General features: G+C 63.6%; 16 protein-coding genes. 6 read left to right on the top strand and 10 right to left on the bottom strand.

Annotation, left to right across the window (positions count from 1 at the left end; all coding sequences use genetic code 11):
- Positions 1–57 precede the first annotated feature (57 nt).
- The 6 genes from AC3WJP_RS16525 to AC3WJP_RS16550 form a co-directional block, all read right to left on the bottom strand.
- The gene (locus AC3WJP_RS16525; protein WP_493723784.1) at positions 58–1,680 is read right to left on the bottom strand and encodes a response regulator; all 1,623 of its coding nucleotides are present in this window, start codon (positions 1,678–1,680) and stop codon (positions 58–60) included.
- On the bottom strand, positions 1,677–2,006 hold the full coding sequence (locus tag AC3WJP_RS16530; protein ID WP_493723783.1) for a circadian clock KaiB family protein: 330 nt from the start codon (positions 2,004–2,006) through the stop codon (positions 1,677–1,679). The genes AC3WJP_RS16525 and AC3WJP_RS16530 overlap by 4 nt, the downstream gene beginning before the upstream one ends.
- Entirely contained in the window at positions 2,003–2,335 is a 333-nt protein-coding gene (locus tag AC3WJP_RS16535; RefSeq protein ID WP_493723782.1) for a circadian clock KaiB family protein, read from the bottom strand. Before AC3WJP_RS16535 ends, AC3WJP_RS16530 begins: the two co-directional genes overlap by 4 nt.
- On the bottom strand, positions 2,332–4,035 hold the full coding sequence (gene kaiC, locus AC3WJP_RS16540; RefSeq protein ID WP_493723781.1) for a circadian clock protein KaiC: 1,704 nt from the start codon (positions 4,033–4,035) through the stop codon (positions 2,332–2,334). The genes AC3WJP_RS16535 and kaiC overlap by 4 nt, the downstream gene beginning before the upstream one ends.
- A 124-nt stretch (positions 4,036–4,159) precedes the next feature.
- On the bottom strand, positions 4,160–5,113 hold the full coding sequence (locus AC3WJP_RS16545) for a sensor domain-containing diguanylate cyclase (protein WP_493723780.1): 954 nt from the start codon (positions 5,111–5,113) through the stop codon (positions 4,160–4,162).
- Between the two features lie 5 nt (positions 5,114–5,118).
- Positions 5,119–6,147 (bottom strand): response regulator, encoded by a 1,029-nt coding sequence (locus AC3WJP_RS16550; protein ID WP_493723779.1) that lies wholly within the window; start codon positions 6,145–6,147, stop codon positions 5,119–5,121.
- A 362-nt stretch (positions 6,148–6,509) separates the two neighbouring features.
- Between AC3WJP_RS16550 and AC3WJP_RS16555 the strand changes: the two genes are divergently transcribed.
- The gene (locus AC3WJP_RS16555; RefSeq protein WP_493723778.1) at positions 6,510–8,093 is read left to right on the top strand and encodes an aldehyde dehydrogenase (NADP(+)); all 1,584 of its coding nucleotides are present in this window, start codon (positions 6,510–6,512) and stop codon (positions 8,091–8,093) included.
- A gap of 236 nt (positions 8,094–8,329) precedes the next feature.
- Positions 8,330–10,243, top strand: coding sequence for a HAMP domain-containing methyl-accepting chemotaxis protein (locus AC3WJP_RS16560; protein WP_493723777.1), 1,914 nt, complete (start codon positions 8,330–8,332; stop codon positions 10,241–10,243).
- 223 nt (positions 10,244–10,466) lie between these two features.
- Here the strand turns inward: AC3WJP_RS16560 and AC3WJP_RS16565 are convergent, their stop codons facing one another.
- Positions 10,467–11,363, bottom strand: a complete 897-nt coding sequence (locus AC3WJP_RS16565) for a LysR substrate-binding domain-containing protein (protein WP_493723776.1) — start codon at positions 11,361–11,363, stop codon at positions 10,467–10,469.
- Between the two features lie 64 nt (positions 11,364–11,427).
- Entirely contained in the window at positions 11,428–12,009 is a 582-nt protein-coding gene (gene mdaB / locus AC3WJP_RS16570; RefSeq protein ID WP_493723775.1) for an NADPH:quinone oxidoreductase MdaB, read from the bottom strand.
- 181 nt (positions 12,010–12,190) lie between these two features.
- On the opposite strand from mdaB, the gene AC3WJP_RS16575 reads away from it, so the two are divergent.
- The gene (locus tag AC3WJP_RS16575; RefSeq protein ID WP_493723774.1) at positions 12,191–12,505 is read left to right on the top strand and encodes a putative quinol monooxygenase; all 315 of its coding nucleotides are present in this window, start codon (positions 12,191–12,193) and stop codon (positions 12,503–12,505) included.
- A gap of 12 nt (positions 12,506–12,517) precedes the next feature.
- On the opposite strand, the gene nac is transcribed toward AC3WJP_RS16575, so the two are convergent.
- Entirely contained in the window at positions 12,518–13,435 is a 918-nt protein-coding gene (gene nac, locus AC3WJP_RS16580; RefSeq protein WP_493723773.1) for a nitrogen assimilation transcriptional regulator NAC, read from the bottom strand.
- Between the two features lie 320 nt (positions 13,436–13,755).
- Here nac and AC3WJP_RS16585 point away from each other — a divergent pair, with 320 nt between their 5' ends.
- The 3 genes from AC3WJP_RS16585 to AC3WJP_RS16595 all read left to right on the top strand — a co-directional run bounded on the left by AC3WJP_RS16585 (position 13,756) and on the right by AC3WJP_RS16595 (position 17,036).
- Entirely contained in the window at positions 13,756–15,285 is a 1,530-nt protein-coding gene (locus AC3WJP_RS16585; protein ID WP_493723772.1) for an MFS transporter, read from the top strand.
- A gap of 66 nt (positions 15,286–15,351) precedes the next feature.
- A complete protein-coding gene (gene pxpB / locus AC3WJP_RS16590; RefSeq protein WP_493723771.1) occupies positions 15,352–16,062 on the top strand; it encodes a 5-oxoprolinase subunit PxpB in 711 nt (236 codons plus the stop codon).
- On the top strand, positions 16,059–17,036 hold the full coding sequence (locus AC3WJP_RS16595; RefSeq protein ID WP_493723770.1) for a 5-oxoprolinase subunit C family protein: 978 nt from the start codon (positions 16,059–16,061) through the stop codon (positions 17,034–17,036). Before pxpB ends, AC3WJP_RS16595 begins: the two co-directional genes overlap by 4 nt.
- Positions 17,037–17,105: 69 nt before the next feature.
- Here AC3WJP_RS16595 and AC3WJP_RS16600 read toward each other — a convergent pair whose 3' ends face one another.
- Positions 17,106–18,308, bottom strand: a complete 1,203-nt coding sequence (locus AC3WJP_RS16600; protein ID WP_493723769.1) for a pyridoxal phosphate-dependent aminotransferase — start codon at positions 18,306–18,308, stop codon at positions 17,106–17,108.
- Between the last annotated feature and the right edge of the window lie 112 nt (positions 18,309–18,420).

The following is an 18,420-nucleotide window of genomic DNA, read 5'->3' on the forward strand; positions in this document are numbered from 1 at the left end:
CTATAGAACACCCCGGCGCGCAGGGCAATGCATGGCACGACCAGCGGGCAGGCTGGACTAGCGCCCGCCCGCCTCGATCATGCTGCCCAGCTCTTCGATGGTGAAGGGCTTGCGCAACACCGCGACGCCCGGCCCGACAGCGGCTTCGAGCTGTTCGGAGTCGGAAAAGCCACTGACGAAGATGATCGGCAGGTGCCGGTGTTTCTGACGCACGGCGGTGGCGACTTCGGCGCCGTTGAGGTGCGGCATGGCGAAGTCCAGCAGCAGCACATCGGGCAGGATCAGATCCAGCCGCTGCAGGCCGTCGAAGCCGTTGTCGGACTCGTGCACCTCATGGCCGAGCACTTCGAGCATGTCGATGATCACCCGGCGCACTTCGTGATCGTCGTCGATCAACAGGATGCGCTTGCCCGGCGCGGCATGGCCGTCGGAGGAGGGCACCGCCGTCTCGACCTTGAGGGTGCGCAGGTGCGTGCACGGCATCGTCAGGTACACGCGGGTGCCCTCGCCCAGCACCGATTGGATATGCACCCGACCATGGGATTGCTCGACGATGCTCTGCACCTGAGCCAGGCCCAGACCGGTGCCGGCGCCGATGTCCTTAGTGGTGAAGAACGGGTTGAAGGCGTTCAGGCGCACCTCGTCGCTCATGCCGCTGCCGGTGTCGGCGATGCACACCTGCATGGCGTCCGGCACCAGCGCCGTGCCCGGCACGTAGTGGGTGCTAATCGACAGCTCGCCGCCGGCCGGCATGGCGTCACGGGCGTTGATGCCGAGGTTGAGGATCGCCAGTTCGAGCTGGGTCGGATCGCTCAACACATAGTGCTGCGCCGGCTCCAGGTCGAGGCGAATACGGATGCCGGCGCCCAGGGTGCGTACCAGCAGGTCGGTCATGTCGCCGATCACTTCGTTGATCACCAGCGGCTTGAGCTCGAGCTTCTGCGAGCGGGAAAACGCCAGCAACTGCGCGGTCAGCTTGGCGCCACGGTCGGCGGCCTTGAGCCCGGCTTCGGCCCAGTGGCCGACCCGTGGCGAATCGCTGCGACGCAGGATCAAGTCCAGGCTACCCTTGATGCCCTGCAGCAGGTTGTTGAAGTCATGGGCCAGGCCGCCGGTGAGCTGGCCCACGGCTTCCATTTTCTGCGCCTGGCTGAGGCGCGCTTCCATGGCCCGTTGCTCGGTGAGATCGGTGACTACACCGCAGACGATCGGAGTACCGGGGAATTCCTGGTTCAGGCCGCGGAATGACAGATACACCGGCACTGCCACACCCGTCGGCGTGAGCAGATTGAATTCGGCGCGCATCGCCTCAGCGGAACTGGCCTGCAAAAAAGCATCGAAACGCGGCTGATCGATTGCCGCCACGCTATCGCGAAACGCCTGGCCGACCACATGCTCCAGCGGCCGCTGCAGGATCTGCCCCAGGCGTTCGTTGCCGTACAGCACCACGCCCTCGGGCGACATCGACACGGCGCCTTCCTGCATCTGCTCGACCAGCGTGCGATAGGGGCGGTCGGCGCTTTCGAGGGTGTAGACGTTGACGCCTTCGCCGTCATCGATGCACAGGGCATCGACGGCGCCGGTGCGAATGGCCTCCAATGTGTCATCGGCCTCGCGCAGTTTTTCCGCAAGCTGCTCGATGTACTGCGCATCGCTCAACCCCGGCTCACGCTCGATCATGCTTCGCCCTCCTCGACGATATCCAGTGCCTGGCGCAGTTTGATGCCGTCCGACAGATCGCCGATCAGCAGCCGCCGCGGTCCGGGCAGCAACTTGATCAGCGTCGGCACGGCGATGATCTGGGCGTCCTTGGCGGCGGACGGATTATGGTAGATGTCGATGACTTCAAGGCTGTATCGATCACGCAGATAGCGATCGCACACCAGCCGCAGATTGTGGATCGCTCGGGTCGAGCGCGGGCTGTTGCCCGATACATAAAGCCGCAAAACGCAGAATGCCTCGTCGCCACTGGGCGCCGTCAGGGGGGCATCCGCGAAGTCGCTCACGCTTTGGACTCTTTGCGGATATCCAGCCCCACCAGCACCTTGTCGGTGTTGGAGAGGTCGCCGATGATTTTCACCAAAGGGGTGGGCAGGTGCCGGACCAGCGTGGGCAAGGCGAGGATCTGATCGCCCGCCGCCAACTGCGGGGTCACGAGCAGGTCGATGACTTCAATGGTGTAGGCGCCCGCCAGGTACTCCTCGCAGATGCGCTTGAGATTGCGCAGGGCCGTGACCGACTTGGGGGTTTGCCCGGCGACGTAGAGGCGCAGTGAATAATGCCCATCGACCCCGACGCCATCGGGATCGATCGGTAGCACGGTAGCGTCGCTCATTCCACTGCTCCACGTGCCAGCGCCAGGCGCTGACGGACGTCGTCATCAGAGATCAACTGGCGCGACTCGTCATCCAGCAAGGCGTTCTCTTCCAGCTCTTCGGATTCCAGCGCTTCACGCATTTCGGCGATCTTGCGTTCGAGCAAGGCGCGGTTCTTTTCCTTCTCGCGGCGGCGCTGCTCGACCAGTTGCTTGCGCACGTCGGCCTCGCGATGTTCGCGCGCTTCCTGATTGAGCCGCGCCGAACCGGTGAGCACGCCGTGGGGGCCGATGTAAGGGCGCACCAGCGAGATGCCCTCGTGGTCGATGTGGTATTCGCGCACCTGGTTGGAGTGGCCCATGCCGCGGGCCTTGAGCACGTATAGCAAGCGGTTGTGCTCACCGTCGGCCTCGACCGTGCCGAGGGACAACCACACGTCCATCAACGACGACACTTCGCGGTCCAGGCCATGGGCGCGGGCCTTGGCGTCGGACAGGCTGGTGAAGATGGCGGTGATGTTGTGCTCCTTGAGCAGGTCGACCAGGCGCAGCAGGGTGGCATGCACTTCCGATTCCGGCCCGCGGAACGCCGAAATTGGGTCGACCACCACGGCGTGTGGCTTGAAATCCAGAATCTCCCGGTACATGCGCGCCAGGTGCACTTCCAGACCATAGAGGCTGGGGCGCGCCGACTCGACGCGCAGCAGGCCGCTGTCGATGTAGGGCTTGAGGTTCAGGCCCACCGATTCGAGGTTGCGCACCAACTGGCTTTGCGACTCTTCAAAGGAAAACAGCAGGCAGCGCTCGCCGCGTTTGGCGCACGCGTCGACGAAACTGGCGCCGAAGGTGGTCTTGCCGGTGCCGGCCAGGCCCGAGACCAGCACGCTGGAGCCTCGGTAGAAGCCGCCCTTGGCGAGCATCCGGTCGAGGCCGCTGACGCCGCTGGGGACAATCTGCTGCGGCGCATCATGGTTGAGCCCAGCCGCCGTGATCGGCAACACCGTGATGCCGTGTTCGTCGATGAAGAACGGGTATTCGTTGGTGCCGTGGGACGAGCCGCGGTATTTGATGACCCGCAGCCGCCGGGTGGTGATCTGCTCGACCACCCGGTTGTCGAGCAGGATCACGCAATCGGAGACATATTCCTCGATGCCATAACGGGTCAGTTGGCCGTTGCCACGCTCGCCGGTAATGATGGCGGTGACGCCGCGCTCCTTGAGCCAGTAGAACAGCCGGCGCAGCTCGGCGCGCAGGATCGCCGTGTCGGTGAAGCTGGCGAACAGCGCTTCGATGGTATCGAGCACCACGCGCTTGGCGCCGATGGTGTCGATGGCGTAACCAAGGCGCACGAACAGGCCTTCGAGGTCGTATTCGCCAGTTTCTTCGATTTCGCTGCGATCGATATGCACATGATCGATGGTGATCTTTTTCTGATCGATCAGGCCTTGCAGGTCGTAACCCAACGAGGCGACGTTGTCGACCAGGTCATGGGGCCGCTCTTCGAAGCTCATGAACACGCCCGGCTCGTCATGATCGACAGCGCCGCGCACCAGGAAGGTCACCCCGAACAGCGTCTTGCCACATCCAGCGGCGCCGCAGATCAGCGACGGTCGCCCGGCCGGCAAGCCGCCCAGGGTGATTTCGTCGAATCCGGCGATGCCGGTGGCCACCTTGTGCAAAGGCGAAGGGACAGGGTTCAGAACTAAGGGGTCAACGGTCAAGGGCTATCACCTGGAATAGTCGGCTCGGGCAAGGTAGCCAAGGCGTGCGACGGGCACGCCGGCTCAAACCATCCGACCGTGGGGCAAGGGAATAAATCCATTGGGGATTATTAAATGATGGCAATCAGCTACGTACCGTCACCTGATTGCGCCCCGCTTTTTTCGACGCATACAACGCCTGGTCGGCCCATTCGATCAGCTCTTTGTGATCGCTGGCCGATTGCGCGAGGTCGGCCACGCCGAGGCTGACGGTGAAGCGGATCACCTGGCCTTCGTGCACGACGTTGACGTCTTCTATGGCCTGGCGCAAGCGCTCGGCCAAAATGAGCGCCCCGGCCTTGTCGGTATCGGGCAGCAGAATGGCGAATTCTTCCCCGCCGTAACGCCCGCACAGGTCGGAATCGCGGATGTGATCGCGCACGATATCGGCCACGCACTGGATGACCTTGTCGCCGCCCGGGTGGCCGTAGGTATCGTTGACGCGCTTGAAGTGGTCGATGTCGAACATGATCAACGAGGCGTTATGGCCATAGCGCAGGTGCCGGGCGAACTCCAGCTTGAGGCTCTCCTCCCAGTGCCCGCGGTTGTACAGGTTGGTCAGGCGGTCGGTGCTGGAGAGCTTTTGCAGCTGATCGTTGGCCGACAGCAATTGGCGGCGGTTGGTGGCCACATCGGTGACGTCATAGATCACCAGGCACAGGTGCTCGACCTTGTTGTTGGGTGAGCGCAACGGCAACAGGGTGGTGTTCTGGTACATGAACGCCTCCTGCCCGGTGATCGGCTGGTAGTTGTCGAAGTGCACCAGGTACGGGCGCTGCTCCCAGATGGTGAACGACGGTGTGCCGAGGGTGGCGACGTTGTCGGCCTTCTTGCTGAACCACTCGCGGTCGACCTCGGGAAACAACTCGAAGAACGAGCGATCCACGGCATCCTTGGGCTGCACCCCGGAGCGGTTCTCCATGAAGGTGTTCCACACCTTGACCTGATGCTCGCGGTCGAACACCACCACCCCCACATCGATACTTTGGGTGATGGCCAGCAACCAGTGCAGTTCGGTCAGTTCGATCGAGGTGTTCATCGGGCTCAGTTCATCAGGTAGTCGAGCTTGCCTTCAAGGCGCTCGAGGGAGTCTTCGGTGAACAGCAGCAACAGGTCGAAGTGAATGTTGTGGCCTTCGAGGCTGTAGCTGATTTCAACGGCGAGGGTCTTCTTCCAGCGCGCCTGATTGACCTTGATCAGGTCGTCGATCACCTTGTGCTGGCCGAGGATCTGCGGGTGGCTTTGCGAGAACACCACGTCGATCTGTTCGGCGATGCCGCTCAGGCAGGCGCCGATCAGGATCGATGACAGGTCGAGCAGCATCTCCATGTTGCAGTCGTCGCGACAGGGCCGCCGCATCAGCCGCGCCATGTCGCCCAGATCGCTGTCGTGGAACATCAACAACGCCTCGCCGGCGATACCGGCGCCGATATAGCCCTGACAGATGGCGGTGAGGCTGTCGCCGCTCTGGGCGTCGGCGAGGGCCATGTGCAACTCGCCCACTTCGAGGATGTTGACGTTGGGCAAAGGCAACTGCACGAACACCCCCAGAACGCGCGCCAGCAACGCGGCCGCGCGGCCCATGGCGACGTTGACGGTTTCGCGGAAGGCGTCCTGAAAGCTGATGCGCCCGTCGCTGGCCGGGCGTGCCGGCACCGGGATCGGCACGCTCAGGGTGTCGGCTGGCTGGTTCAGCAGGCCACAGCGGTCGAGGACCTTTTTCAGCTCGGCCGGATCGGCGGGTTTTTTCAGAAAGGCGGTGGCGCCCAGCGCCAGCACGCGGCGCACGGCTTCGTCCTGAACGTCACCCGAGACCACGATCACCCGTGCGCGCAGGCCTTCGGCGCGCATGGCGGCGAGCACTTCATAGCCGTCCATTTCCGGCATGGTGAGGTCCAGCAGCACGACCTGGCCCAGCCCTCGACGGATCGCCTCCAGCCCTTGCAGGCCATTGGTCGCCTGGGTGACCGAGACGGCCCATTGCTCGGGCAAGGCGCGCAGCAATTGTTTGCGCGCCATGTTCGAGTCGTCGCAGATCAGCAGCGGCACGGCGGTGGAGGTAATGGCATTCATGACTGGATCGTCTCGGCTTCGCAGCCCTGAAGCGCAGGCCCCACCTGGGACTGCGTCTGAATGGTCGGACTTTACCTAAAAGACGTGGCACTTTGCCAGTTCGTTGACGCTCTCAGATATGAAACGCCGTAAATGTCCAAATACCGACACACCACTCGCCCCGCGGTTCAACGAACGGGCCGCCAGCGGTCTACAATCCCCGCGCCGCCCTTTACCCTTGTGAGGCGGTTTTTCAAGTTGTATGATGTCAGTCAACACTGCATTTCCCAAGCTGTGGAACTCGACGCTGTCGATCCACTCCACTTGAGGCCTTGATCCGGTAAGCTCCGGATCACCCCCGCTAACAGGACAAGGAGACAACAATGCCTGACGTTCTCGGTCAAAATTTCATCGCCGGCGCCCGCAGCGCCAGCGGCGAGCCAAAACTCAAAAGCATCGACGCTTCGACCGGCGAGCCCCTGCCGTTTACCTTCTATCAGGCGACCGAAGCCGAGGTCGACACTGCCGCCAAGGCCGCTGAAGCCGTCTTCCCGGAATTCCGTCAACTGAGCCCGACCCGTCGCGCCGAGTTCCTGGACGCCATCGCTGACGAACTCGACGCCCTGGGCGACGACTTCGTGGCCATCGTCTGCCAGGAAACTGCCCTGCCAGCCGGTCGTATCCAAGGCGAGCGCGGCCGTACCAGTGGCCAGATGCGTCTGTTCGCCAAGATCCTGCGTCGCGGGGACTACCTCGGTGCCCGTATCGACCTGCCATTGCCTGAGCGCAAGCCGCTGCCACGTGTCGACCTGCGTCAGGCACGCATCGGCGTGGGCCCGGTCGCCGTGTTCGGCGCCAGCAACTTCCCGCTGGCCTTCTCCACCGCCGGGGGCGATACCGCTTCGGCACTGGCCGCTGGCTGCCCGGTGATCGTCAAGGCCCACAGCGGCCACATGGCCACCGCCGACCTGGTCGCCAGCGCCATCATCCGCGCCGCCGAAAAGACCGGCATGCCTAAAGGCGTGTTCAGCATGATCTTCGGCAGCGGCGTCGGCGAGACCCTGGTCAAGCACCCGGCCATTCAGGCCGTAGGCTTCACCGGTTCGCTGGGTGGCGGTACCGCACTGTGCAAAATGGCCGCCGAGCGCCCGACCCCGATCCCGGTGTTCGCCGAGATGTCGAGCATCAACCCGGTGGTCATCCTGCCTCAGGCCCTGAAAGTACGCAGCGAAACCATCGCCAGCGAACTGGCCGCTTCGGTGGTCATGGGTGCCGGTCAGTTCTGCACCAACCCGGGTGTGGTCATCGGTATCAGCTCGCCGGAATTCAGCCAGTTCCTCGAGCAGCTGCAAGGCCAGTTCGACAACCAGAACCCGCAGACCATGCTCAACGCGGGCGGCCTGCGCAGCTACGAAAAAGGCGTACAGCACCTGCTCTCGCACCCAGGTGTGACCCACCTGGCCGGCAAGCCACAAGAGGGCAAGCAGGCCCAGGCGCAGCTGTTCAAAGCAGACGTGAGCGTGCTGCTCAGCGGTGACCCGCTGCTGCAGGAAGAAGTCTTCGGCCCGACCACGCTGGTGATCGAAGTCGCTGACGACGCGCAACTCAAGGACGCCCTGCTGGCCCTGCGTGGCCAACTGACCGCCACCCTGATCGGCGAACTGGACGACCTGCAAGCCTACAACTGGCTGGTGCCGGTGCTGGAGCAGAAAGTCGGCCGCATCCTGGTCAACGGCTACCCGACCGGTGTCGAAGTGTCGGACGCCATGGTCCACGGCGGCCCGTTCCCGGCGACCTCGGATTCGCGTGGCACCTCGGTCGGCACCCTGGCCATCGATCGCTACCTGCGCCCGATCTGCTACCAGAACTACCCGGACGCGCTGCTGCCGCCGGCTCTGCAAAACGCCAACCCGCTGGGCCTGCAGCGCCTGGTCAATGGCGAATGGAGCTCGCTGCCGATCGCCTGATAGCGCTGCGGTAGTCTGATCCGAACAACGGCGCAGCCCAGCCTGCGCCGTTTTTTTTCGCCTGCGTTTTGCTAGCCATTGTTTAGCGTCGTTTATTCCGGAAAAAATTCATCTATATGTTTCAGCTCTGGCGAATGCCGCCGATAAGCCTTGTCTAGACTGCTCGCTCGGCTGACAACCACAACAAGACCTTCCAGCGAACAACCACACGGATGCTTTGTTCCTGGAGAAACACCATGAGTCACTGGTTCGGCAATATCAGCGTACGCGCCAAATTGAGTCTGGGCTTCGGTCTGGTTCTGCTGCTCACCGTCATCCTTGGCCTGATCGGCTGGAACAGCCTGAACCAGGCGATCTTCCGAGGCGATCGCATGGCCGACATCGCATCGCTCAACAACAACCTCACTGTCGCGCGCATCAACCGCTACAACTACATGATGAGCGGCGCCGGGGGTGAAGACACCGCGCTGGGCGCGCAGGTGCAGAGTCAGATCGACGCCCTCGTCACGCAGGTGCAGGGGCTGCAAAAGTCATTCACTACGCCTGAAAACGCCCGCATGCTGCAGGACCAGGCCGCGCAGCTGGCGCAATACAGCCAGGGCATGCGCAAATTGCGCGACGCCTACGATGCCACCGCAACCGCCCGCCAGGCCATGACGACTGCCGCCAAGGGCGCCATTGACATCGTCGCGCAGATCAACGCCGACACAGCCGCCACCGGTGATACGCAGCAGCTCGCGGCCGCCAATGCCATCAAGGAGCAACTCATCCTCGTGCGCTACGAGGCCCGCGGCTATACCGGCACCACCAGTGAAAAATCCGAGCAGGCCGCCTTCAAGCAACTGGCGACTGCTGTGACCACTGTCAGTGGCCTGACCAGCGCCCTGCCCGATCAAGCCGCCCGCATCCAGCAACTGCTCACCGCCTTCAACGTCTACGGCCAGGCGCTGGAAAGCTTCCGCACTGCCAACGCCAACGTCAATCAGGCCCGCGAGGACATGGGCAAGACCGGTGCCGCTGTGGTCAAGACCAGCGAGGACATGGTCAAGCTGCAAACCACCCGCCGCGATGCCGAAAGCGGCACTTCGCAGTTGCTGGAAATTTGCGCGGGCATCGCCGCGCTGCTGGTGGGGCTGCTGGCCGCCGTCATCATCACCGGGCAGATCACCAAGCCGCTGCAGGAAACCCTCGCGGCCGTCGAGCGGATCGCCGCCGGCGACCTGACCCACACCGCCGCCGTCACCCGCCGCGACGAACTGGGCGTGATGCAGCAAGGCATCGCGCACATGGGCGAAACCCTGCGCAACCTGATCGCCGGCATCCGTGACGGGGTCACCCAGATCGCCAGCGCCGCCGAGGAGCTGTCCGCCGTGACCGAGCAGACCAGCGCCGGGGTCAACAGCCAGAAAGTCGAGACCGATCAGGTCGCCACCGCCATGCACGAAATGACCGCCACCGTGCAGGACGTCGCCCGCAACGCCCAGCTCGCCTCCGAAGCCGCGACCCAGGCCGATGGCGAAGCGCGCGCTGGTGACAGGGTGGTGGGCGAGGCCATCGCGCAGATCGAGGGCCTGGCCGCCGAGATGCGCCGCTCCACCGATGCCATGACCCAGTTGCAGAAAGAAAGCGACAAGATCGGCAGCGTGATGGACGTGATCAAGACCGTTGCCGAGCAGACCAACCTGCTGGCCCTCAACGCCGCGATCGAAGCTGCTCGCGCGGGTGAGGCCGGGCGTGGATTTGCCGTGGTGGCCGACGAAGTGCGCGGCCTGGCGCAGCGCACGCAAAAATCCACCGAAGAGATCGAAGGCCTGGTGGCTGGGTTGCAAGCCGGCACCCAGCAAGTGGCCGCGGTGATGCGCAACAGCCAGACCCTGACCGACAGCAGCGTCGAGCTGACGCGTCGGGCCGGCGGTTCGCTGGAAAGCATCACCCGCACGGTCTCGAACATCCAGTCGATGAACCAGCAGATCGCCGCCGCGGCAGAACAGCAGACGGCTGTGGCGGACGAGATCAGCCGCAGCGTGGTCAACGTGCGCGATGTGTCCGAACAGACCGCCAGCGCCAGCGAAGAAACCGCCGCCTCCAGCGTCGAGCTGGCGCGACTGGGTAATCAGTTGCAGATGATGGTCAGCCATTTCCGGGTGTGATCAATTACATCGGCGCCAGGCTTGCCGGCCTCTTCGCAGGCAGCCTTGCTCCCACACCGGTGGCAGTAATACCGTCGCACACCTGTAGGAGCAGAGCTTGCTCGCGAAGAGGCCCGCACGGCCGGCACAACAGCCTTGCTCCCACAGCGTTGCCGGTAATACCGTCGCACACCTGTGGGAGCAGAGCTTGCTCGCGAAGAGGCCCGCACGGCCGGCACAACAGTCAGCGGGCGTAACGCTCGAGCTTCTCCTGCATGAAGTCCAGGAAACACTGGATCCGCAGCGCCAGCTGTGAATTGCGGTAGTACACCGCATGGATCGGTTGGCGGTAGCCGCTGGTGGCCTCGCTCAGCACCTCCACCAGGCGCCCGGCGGCCACGTCTTCGTGGGTCATGAAGTGCGACAGACAGGTGATGCCGTGCCCGGCGATCGCCAACTGGCGCAGCGTCTCGCCACTGGACGCCGTCAACGTCGGCTGGATCAGCCAGCGATCCCCTTCCCCGTGCCGCAACGGCCAATGGTTCAGCGTTTCGGTCTGGGTGAAGCCCAGCAACGAGTGCCTGGCCAGGTCCTCGACCCGGGTCGGCGTCCCGTGCTCGGCGAGGTACTGCGGGCTGGCGAGAATGCTCAACGCACTGCTGCCCAGCGACCGCGCATGCAAAGTCGAATCGGCCAGCACGCCGATGCGGATGGCGATGTCGGTGCTCTGCTCGAGCAGGTCGATGATCAGATCGTTGGTGTTGAGTTCCAGCACGATATCCGGATAGCGCGCGCGAAATTCCGCCATGTACGGCACCATCGCGTGCCACATGAACGGCGCTGCAGCGTTGACCCGCAAGCGCCCGGATGGCGTTTGATGGCGCAGCGCCAGACGCTCCTCCAGTGCCTCCATCTGCTCGAGAATCTGCTTGGCGTGCTCGTAGAAATACCGCCCCTCCTCGGTCAACACCATGCGCCGCGTGGTGCGGTTGATGAGGGTGGTGTCGAGTTTGCTTTCGAGGCGCGCCAAAGTGCGGCTGATGGCCGAGGGCGTCTGCCCTGACTGCTCGGCCGCAGCGGAGATCGAGCCGCAGTCGATCACCGCGATAAACACCTGAAGTTCGTCGGATCGGGCTTTCACGTGGAGTCCACTGAAGGGGATACGCGACGACCTTAGAGCTTCAGGCGCGGTTGGGCAACCTGGCTCAGCCCAGTACCTTGTCCAGGTGCGCCACATAGCGCGCCACATCGGCCTCGATGTTCGGCACTTTCATCACGTCCACGCTGAGAAAGGTCGGCAGCGCGCTCAGGCCGAGGAACTCATTGGCCTTGTGGAACGGGAAGTACACCGCGTCCACACCCTTGCCTTCGAAGAAGTCGCTCGGGTCGTCGAATGCCTGCTGCGGCGCGTTCCAGGTGGCAGCGATCATGTACTGCTTGCCCTGGATCAAGCCACCGCTGCCGTACTTCTGCGACGCGTCCGAGCGGGTACGGCCGTCGTTGGCGTACAGGCTGCCGTGGCCCTCGGTGAAGACTTCGTCGATGTACTTCTTCACCGTCCAGGGCGCGCCCATCCACCAGCCGGGCATCTGATAGATGATCACGTCGGCCCACAGGTACTTTTGCACCTCGGCGCCGATGTCGTAGCCACCGTCGATGAACGTGGTCTGCACATCGAAGCCCTTATGGTCCAGATGGGCCACGGCAGCGTCGTGCAGGGTGGTGTTGTAGCGGCCGGCGGAGTGGGCGAATTGCTTGCCGCCGTTGAGCAACAGAATCTTTTTCATGGGAGCCTCGTCTAGCTGGAAGATGGGACCGAAGGTATCGGCCATCGAAATGAATGAACCCAGCTTATCGATTCAGCCTCCAGGGATTAACCAAGGGCGCGGCAAATTACATTTGCGCCAAAAGCACGAATACATGAACATTATTGCCATAAACTGCAGCCCACACCCATTGGAGGCAAGCATGAGCGAGCACTACGGATTCATCGTCAAAGCCAAGACCCGCCCAGAAAAATCCGACGCCTTCGAGGCGCTGTTCGCCGCATTCGTCGAGCCCAGCCGCCAGGAGCCCGGCTGCATCGAGTACCACATGCTGCGCGACAAGCAAGACCCGACCCTGTTCATGTTCTACGAAATCTGGGCCAGCAAGGCCCACCTGGATGTGCACGCAGCGCTGCCGCACATGGCCGAGTTCGCGCAACGGCGCATGGAGTATCTGGAGGAGGATTTCGATTTTCAGATGATCGAGATGTTGAGCGCTTCGTCGGCGCAGCGTTGAAGCTACGCGGCGTCAACGTCGGGTCGAAGACAAGGTTTCCCGCATTTCGGCGATCATCTCCAGGAGGATGGTCTTGACCGCCTGGCCTGGCACAGAAAGCGGCAGATGCCCGGACAGGCACAGGGCCAGGGGCGCTTCTATTTCCGGCTCGACGATGCAGCTGAGGTGCACTTTCTGATGCTGCTGCATCGCCCGCGCCGCCGACTCCGGCAGCACCGTGGAGCCGAACTGCTCGGCCACGGCGGTCTCCAGCGTGGCAGCCGATTCGACCTCGGCGATCACCCGCGCACTCAGGTTGATCTTCATGAAGGCGTCGTCCACCAGCCGGCGCATGATGTTGTAGGTGCGCGGCAACAACAGGTCGAGCTCGGCCAGCTCCGCCAGTGCAATGGTCGGACGCTCGGCGAACTGCGGGTCGGCGCTCACCAGGTACAACTGCTCGCGCAACAGCGGGGTGAAACTCAAGCCATGGATCTCGCGGCCGCCATACAACACGGCCATGTCCATACGGCCGTTCATGATCAGCTCGCTCAAGGTGGTGCCGAAGTTCTCGTTGAGGTACAGCAGAATGCCCGGATGACGCTCACGCACCCGGCGCAGCAGCGGCACCGACAAGGCCGAGGCCGCAGTGCCCGGCGCCAACCCTACCGACACCTGACCGGACAGCTCCAGGCCAGTGGCGTTGACATCGCTCTGGGCCTGCTCGCACTGGCGCAGGATCAATTGCGCATGCCCGTACAGCACCTTGCCTGCCTCGGTGGGCGTCACGCCGCGCTTGGTGCGGATGACCAATTGCTGCTGCATCTCGGTCTCCAGCGTGACCAGTTGCTGACTTAACGCCGGCTGGGCGATGTGCAGGACGTTGGCGGCCTGGGTCATGCTGCCGATATCGACGATCTTGACGAAGTACTTCAAGCGACGGAAATTCACGTAGTCATACTCTAGAGAGGTTCATGACAGGAGTAGAGCAAGAGCCGCGCCAGCCGCCAATAACCAGCGCAGTACCGTGCTCATAAGCCTTTCCTATGGCCTGTCGATCGACAATCCGACCATCGCTTCGACGGTAAACCCGTCGCAGAGAACGCACCAACAAGGTGCGGCAACGCCCGAAAAGTGCGTCATAAGGCGCCCTTATCCGTACAGAACGAAGCCGTCTTTTTGCTCTGGCGCCACAGCTCTTAAATTAGGCTACCGCAACCCAAGGACTGCCCCATGCCCGCCCGCCGTTCTCCCTGCCCACGAGCCCCTTCATGACTGTCGCCGCCCAGCCCGCGCTGACGTTTCGTCAGGCGCTGCTGGCCATGCTCGGCGTGTCGCTGGTGCTGATGCTCTCGGCGCTGGACCAGACGGTGATCGGCAACGCGCTGCCGACCATCGTCACCGAGCTGAACGGCTTCGAGCTGTATGCCTGGGTGGCCACCGGTTACCTGCTGGCCTCGATCGTCACCATCCCGATCTTCGGGCGCCTGGGGGACTACTACGGCCGCAAACCCTTCGTCATCGCCGCGACGCTGATCTTCATGTTTGCCTCGCTGCTATGCGCCCTGGCCGATGGCATGGTGACGCTGGTGGCCGGGCGCGCGTTGCAGGGCATTGGCGGCGGCATGCTGGTGGGTACCGCCTTCGCCTGCGTGCCGGAACTCTTCCCCGATACCCGTCAGCGCCTGCGCTGGCAGATGCTGCTCAGTGCACTGTTCAGTGTGGTCAACGCCATCGGCCCGGGCCTGGGCGGGTTCATGACCGCGCACCTGGGCTGGCGCTCGGTGTTCTGGCTCAACCTGCCGTTGGGCGCGCTGGCACTGTTTTTTGCCTGGCGGCACCTGCCGTGGTACCGCCCGGCGGCCGGCAAGGTGATCCGCATGGATTGGCTCGGTGCCGGTTTGATCGCGCTGGCACTGGGCGCGTTGCAGTTGTTCGTCGAATGGCTTGGGCATTCCGGCGCACTGATCTGCACAGTCCTCGGCCTGCTCAGCCTCAGCGCATTTGTCGCCCTGTGGTTTCATGAACGCCGCAGCCCGGCCGCGCTGCTGCCCAAGGCGCTGTTCGCCGACCACAGCATGCGCGTGCTGTTCGTCCTGGCACTGCTGGCAGGCGCGGTAATGTTCACCTTGCTGTTCTACCTGCCATTGCTGTTGCAAGGCGGCTACGGCTATTCGCCACAACAGGCCGGCGTGCTGATTACCCCGCTGGCGTTGAGCATCACCTTGGGAGCGATCGTCAACAGCCGCGTGATGACCCGCCTGCACAACCCCAATCTGTTGCCTCTGGGCGGTTTCGTGTCCCTGGCCGGTGCCTGCCTCGGTCTGGCGTTGGTGGGCGCCGATGCCGGCTTCAACACGCTACTGGGTTTGATCCTGCTGGCGGGCCTGGGGCTGGGTTTCATCTTTCTCAACCTGTCGGTGTTCACCCAGACGCTGGCGGACCGACAGTACCTGGGCATCGCCACCGCGCTGCAGCAATCGCTGCGTCTGGTGGGCGGCTTGCTCGGCACAGCTTGTATGGGCGCGCTGATCAATGTGCTGTATGCCTGGCGCCTCGGTCAGCACTTGACCGAGGCGGGCCAGCGCCACGCCCTGATGCTGCTGGCCGACCCGCAGGTGCTCAGCCATGGCTCCAGCGAGTTGACCCCACAATTGCTGACGCTGGGCCGTCACGCGCTGATCCAGGCGATGGCCACCGGGCTGGGATTGTGTGCGCTGCTGGCGGCGATCGCCGTGCTGGTGCTGCGCGGTTTACCCACCGTGCAATTGATGCCCGCGCCATCGAGCAGCAAACCATGAATCCCCTATGCAGCGGCCTGGACGGCGTACCGAAGTTTCCACCTCCCGAGCTACAGGAATCTCACCATGAATAGCAGTTCGCAGCCGCTCGAGGCCGCTGTCGCCCCGGCGCTGCTCCTGAGCACTCAGGCCGCCAGGATTTCGATGATCGGCAGCCGTGCGTTTCTGATCGATGCCCCCGGCGATTTCGATCTGCCGGCCCAGCGCCGCATTTGGGCGTTGAGCAATGCCCTGCACGACCACGCGCTGGTCGAAGAGCTGGTACCGGGAATGACCAATCTGCTGGTGGTGCTCGAACGTACCCCGGTCGACCCGCAGGCGGTGATCGATGAATTGCAGCACGCTTGGCTGCAGGCGCAGGAGCTTGATCGCCCTGGCCGCCTGATCGAGATCCCGACCTGCTATGGCGGCGAGCACGCCATCGATCTGGCGGCGATCTGCGACTTCTCCGGCTTGCCGGCCGCCGAGGTGATCCGCCGTCATCACCGCGTGACCTATACCGTTTTCGCCATTGCCAGCGCCCCCGGCTTCGGTTATCTGGGCGGGCTCGACCCGAGCATCTATATGCCCCGCAAGAGGGTGCCATCACTGAACATGCTCAAGGGCATGGTCACCATCGGCGGTATGCAGTCGGGCCTGTCGGTGCTCGACGGTCCCAACGGCTGGAACGCTCTGGGTTTCGCCGACATGCCGATGTTCGACCCCTATGCCAGCGTCCCCGCCACCCTCGCGCCGGGAGACACCGTGCGCTTCCTGCCCGAAAGGATCGAACTGTGATAGAGATCATCGCCAGCGGCCCCCTCAATACCGTGCAGGACCTCGGACGCCGCGGTCATCGCAACATCGGCGTGGCCTCGGCCGGCGCCATGGACAGCGTCGCCCTGCGGGTCGGCAATCTGCTGCTGGGCAACGACGCCAACAGTGCCGCCATCGAGGTGCAGACCTTCCCCTTCAAGGTGCGCTTCACCCGCCCCTTGGCCATCGCCCTGACCGGCGCCGACTGCAAGGCGCGCCTGGATGGCAAGCCGCTGCTGCCTTGGTGGGCGATCACCGTCCAGGCCGGCCAAGAGCTCGAGCTCAACTTTCCCAAGGGCGCGGCGCGGGGCTATCTGTGTGTCAACGGCGGCATCGACGTACCGCTGTTGATGGGCTCGCGCAGCACCTCGTTGCGCGGCAACTTCGGTGGGTTGGAGGGCCGCAGCCTGACGCTCGGCGACACCCTCACAGTGCTCGACACACCGTTGCCGCAGTTGCCGGTGGGCGGCATTGGGGTGACCCCGCCAAGCGCCGCCCTGCCCGAGCACTTCCCGGTGGCGGAAGACGGCGCTCTGTTGCTGCGCGCGATACCCGCTGGCGAGTACCCGCTGTTCACGGCCGACGCCGAGCGCTTCTGGACGCAAAGCTGGAAGATCTCGGCGCAAAGCAACCGTACCGGCTACCGGCTCTCGGGCCCCGCCATTCAGCCGCAAACCGTGGTCGAGATGCGCTCCTACGGTCTGGTCCCCGGCATCATCCAGGTGCCACCCGCCGGCGAGCCGATCATCCAGATGAGCGACGCCAATACTGCCGGTGGTTACCCGAAGATCGCCGGGGTGATCGAGGTGGACCTGTGGCGCCTGGGCCAAGCCGCCATCGGCAGCAAGATCCGCCTGGTCAAGGCCGATACTGCAGATGCCCTGGCAGCCGAGCACGCCCTGGACGGTTACTTCGCCGACATCCGCAGGCTGATTGGGGCGTTCGCCCAGCAGTGAATCGAGCCAGCAAGACACGCAGCAAAAAAAGGCCAGCGCAGTGCGCTGGCCTTGTTCATTGCCGCCTGATTACTTGAGCCCGGCGCAGAACGCCGCGATGCGATCGCAGCCTTCGCTGAGCACTTGCAAGCTGGTGGCGTAGGACAGACGGAAGTACGGACTCATGCCATAGGCCGCGCCTTGCACGGTGGTAACGTGGTGCTCTTCCATCAGCGCCATGACGAAGTCGGTGTCGTTGCTGATCAGGCGCCCGCCACGGGAGGTCTTGCCGATCAGTTCGGCAATGTTGGGGAACAGATAGAACGCCCCTTCCGGCTTGTGGCACTGCAGGCCTTCGATATTGGCCAGGCATCCGAGCACGAAATCGCGACGCTGTTGATAGATGGCCGCGCGCTCCTTGAGCAGGTCCTGCGGGCCGTCGAGCACGGCGATGGCCGCCGCCTGAGTAAGGGTGCAGATACCGCCGCTGTTCTGCGTATTGACGTTGCTCATGGCCTTGATCAAGTCGCTCGGACCACCGCAGAAGCCCATGCGCCAGCCGGTCATGGCGTAGGCCTTGGACACGCCGTTGACGGTCAGCACGCGGTCGAGCAAACGCGGCTCGACGTCGCCGATGGTGCAGAACTCGAAGTCGTCGTAGATCAGATGCTCGTACATGTCGTCGGTCATGATCCACACGTGCGGGTGGCGCAGCATCACCTCGGCGATGGCGGCCATTTCGGCGCGCGAGCAGGCCGAACCGGTAGGGTTGCTCGGGTAGTTGAGCAGCAGCCATTTGGTCTTGGGGGTGATGGCTGCTTCCAGGTCTTCGGGGCTAAGCTTGAACTGGTTGGCCTGGGAGCAATTGACCGGTATCGGCACGGCCCCTGCGAACTTGGCGATGTCGGCGTAGCTGATCCAGGCCGGGGTCGGGATCAGCACTTCATCGCCGGCGTTGATGGTGGCGAGCATGGCGTTGAAGATGATCTGTTTGCCGCCGCCGGCGGTGATGATCTGCGCAATCTCGTAGTCGAGGTTGTTGTCGCGCTTGAACTTGCGCTGGATGGCCGCGCGCAAGGCTGGGGTGCCATCGATGGGCGGGTATTTGGTGTCACCGGCCCGCGCGGCGGCGTAGGCGGCCTCGATGGCGTGCTCGGGGGTAGGGAAATCCGGCTCGCCGGTCGACAGGCTGATGACCTTGATGCCCTGGGCCGCGAGGTCGCGGGCTTTCTGGGTCATGGCCACAGAGGCGGAAACGGTTACGTTGTTCAAGCGATCAGCAATAGCAGGCATTGGCGTCGGTCTTCGTGGTGGCGAGGTCGGGATGGCGAGTGTTGGCACTGGGAAAAAGCATAAAAGCAAACCGCTCGCAGCCTCCAATAGAGCTTTGCTGTGGAGACATAAC

Source organism: Pseudomonas sp. GW821-FHT01A09 (genome assembly GCF_058986725.1).

Bases quoted from the DNA above. Each gene is read 5' to 3' on its own strand.
- AC3WJP_RS16525 (WP_493723784.1), bottom strand. From the start codon at position 1,680: ATGATCGAGCGTGAGCCGGGGTTGAGCGATGCGCAGTACATCGAGCAG.
- AC3WJP_RS16535 (WP_493723782.1), bottom strand. From the start codon at position 2,335: ATGAGCGACGCTACCGTGCTACCGATCGATCCCGATGGCGTCGGGGTC.
- AC3WJP_RS16545 (WP_493723780.1), bottom strand. From the start codon at position 5,113: ATGAACACCTCGATCGAACTGACCGAACTGCACTGGTTGCTGGCCATC.
- AC3WJP_RS16550 (WP_493723779.1), bottom strand. From the start codon at position 6,147: ATGAATGCCATTACCTCCACCGCCGTGCCGCTGCTGATCTGCGACGAC.
- AC3WJP_RS16555 (WP_493723778.1), top strand. From the start codon at position 6,510: ATGCCTGACGTTCTCGGTCAAAATTTCATCGCCGGCGCCCGCAGCGCC.
- AC3WJP_RS16560 (WP_493723777.1), top strand. From the start codon at position 8,330: ATGAGTCACTGGTTCGGCAATATCAGCGTACGCGCCAAATTGAGTCTG.
- mdaB (WP_493723775.1), bottom strand. From the start codon at position 12,009: ATGAAAAAGATTCTGTTGCTCAACGGCGGCAAGCAATTCGCCCACTCC.
- AC3WJP_RS16575 (WP_493723774.1), top strand. From the start codon at position 12,191: ATGAGCGAGCACTACGGATTCATCGTCAAAGCCAAGACCCGCCCAGAA.
- AC3WJP_RS16585 (WP_493723772.1), top strand. From the start codon at position 13,756: ATGACTGTCGCCGCCCAGCCCGCGCTGACGTTTCGTCAGGCGCTGCTG.
- pxpB (WP_493723771.1), top strand. From the start codon at position 15,352: ATGAATAGCAGTTCGCAGCCGCTCGAGGCCGCTGTCGCCCCGGCGCTG.
- AC3WJP_RS16600 (WP_493723769.1), bottom strand. From the start codon at position 18,308: ATGCCTGCTATTGCTGATCGCTTGAACAACGTAACCGTTTCCGCCTCT.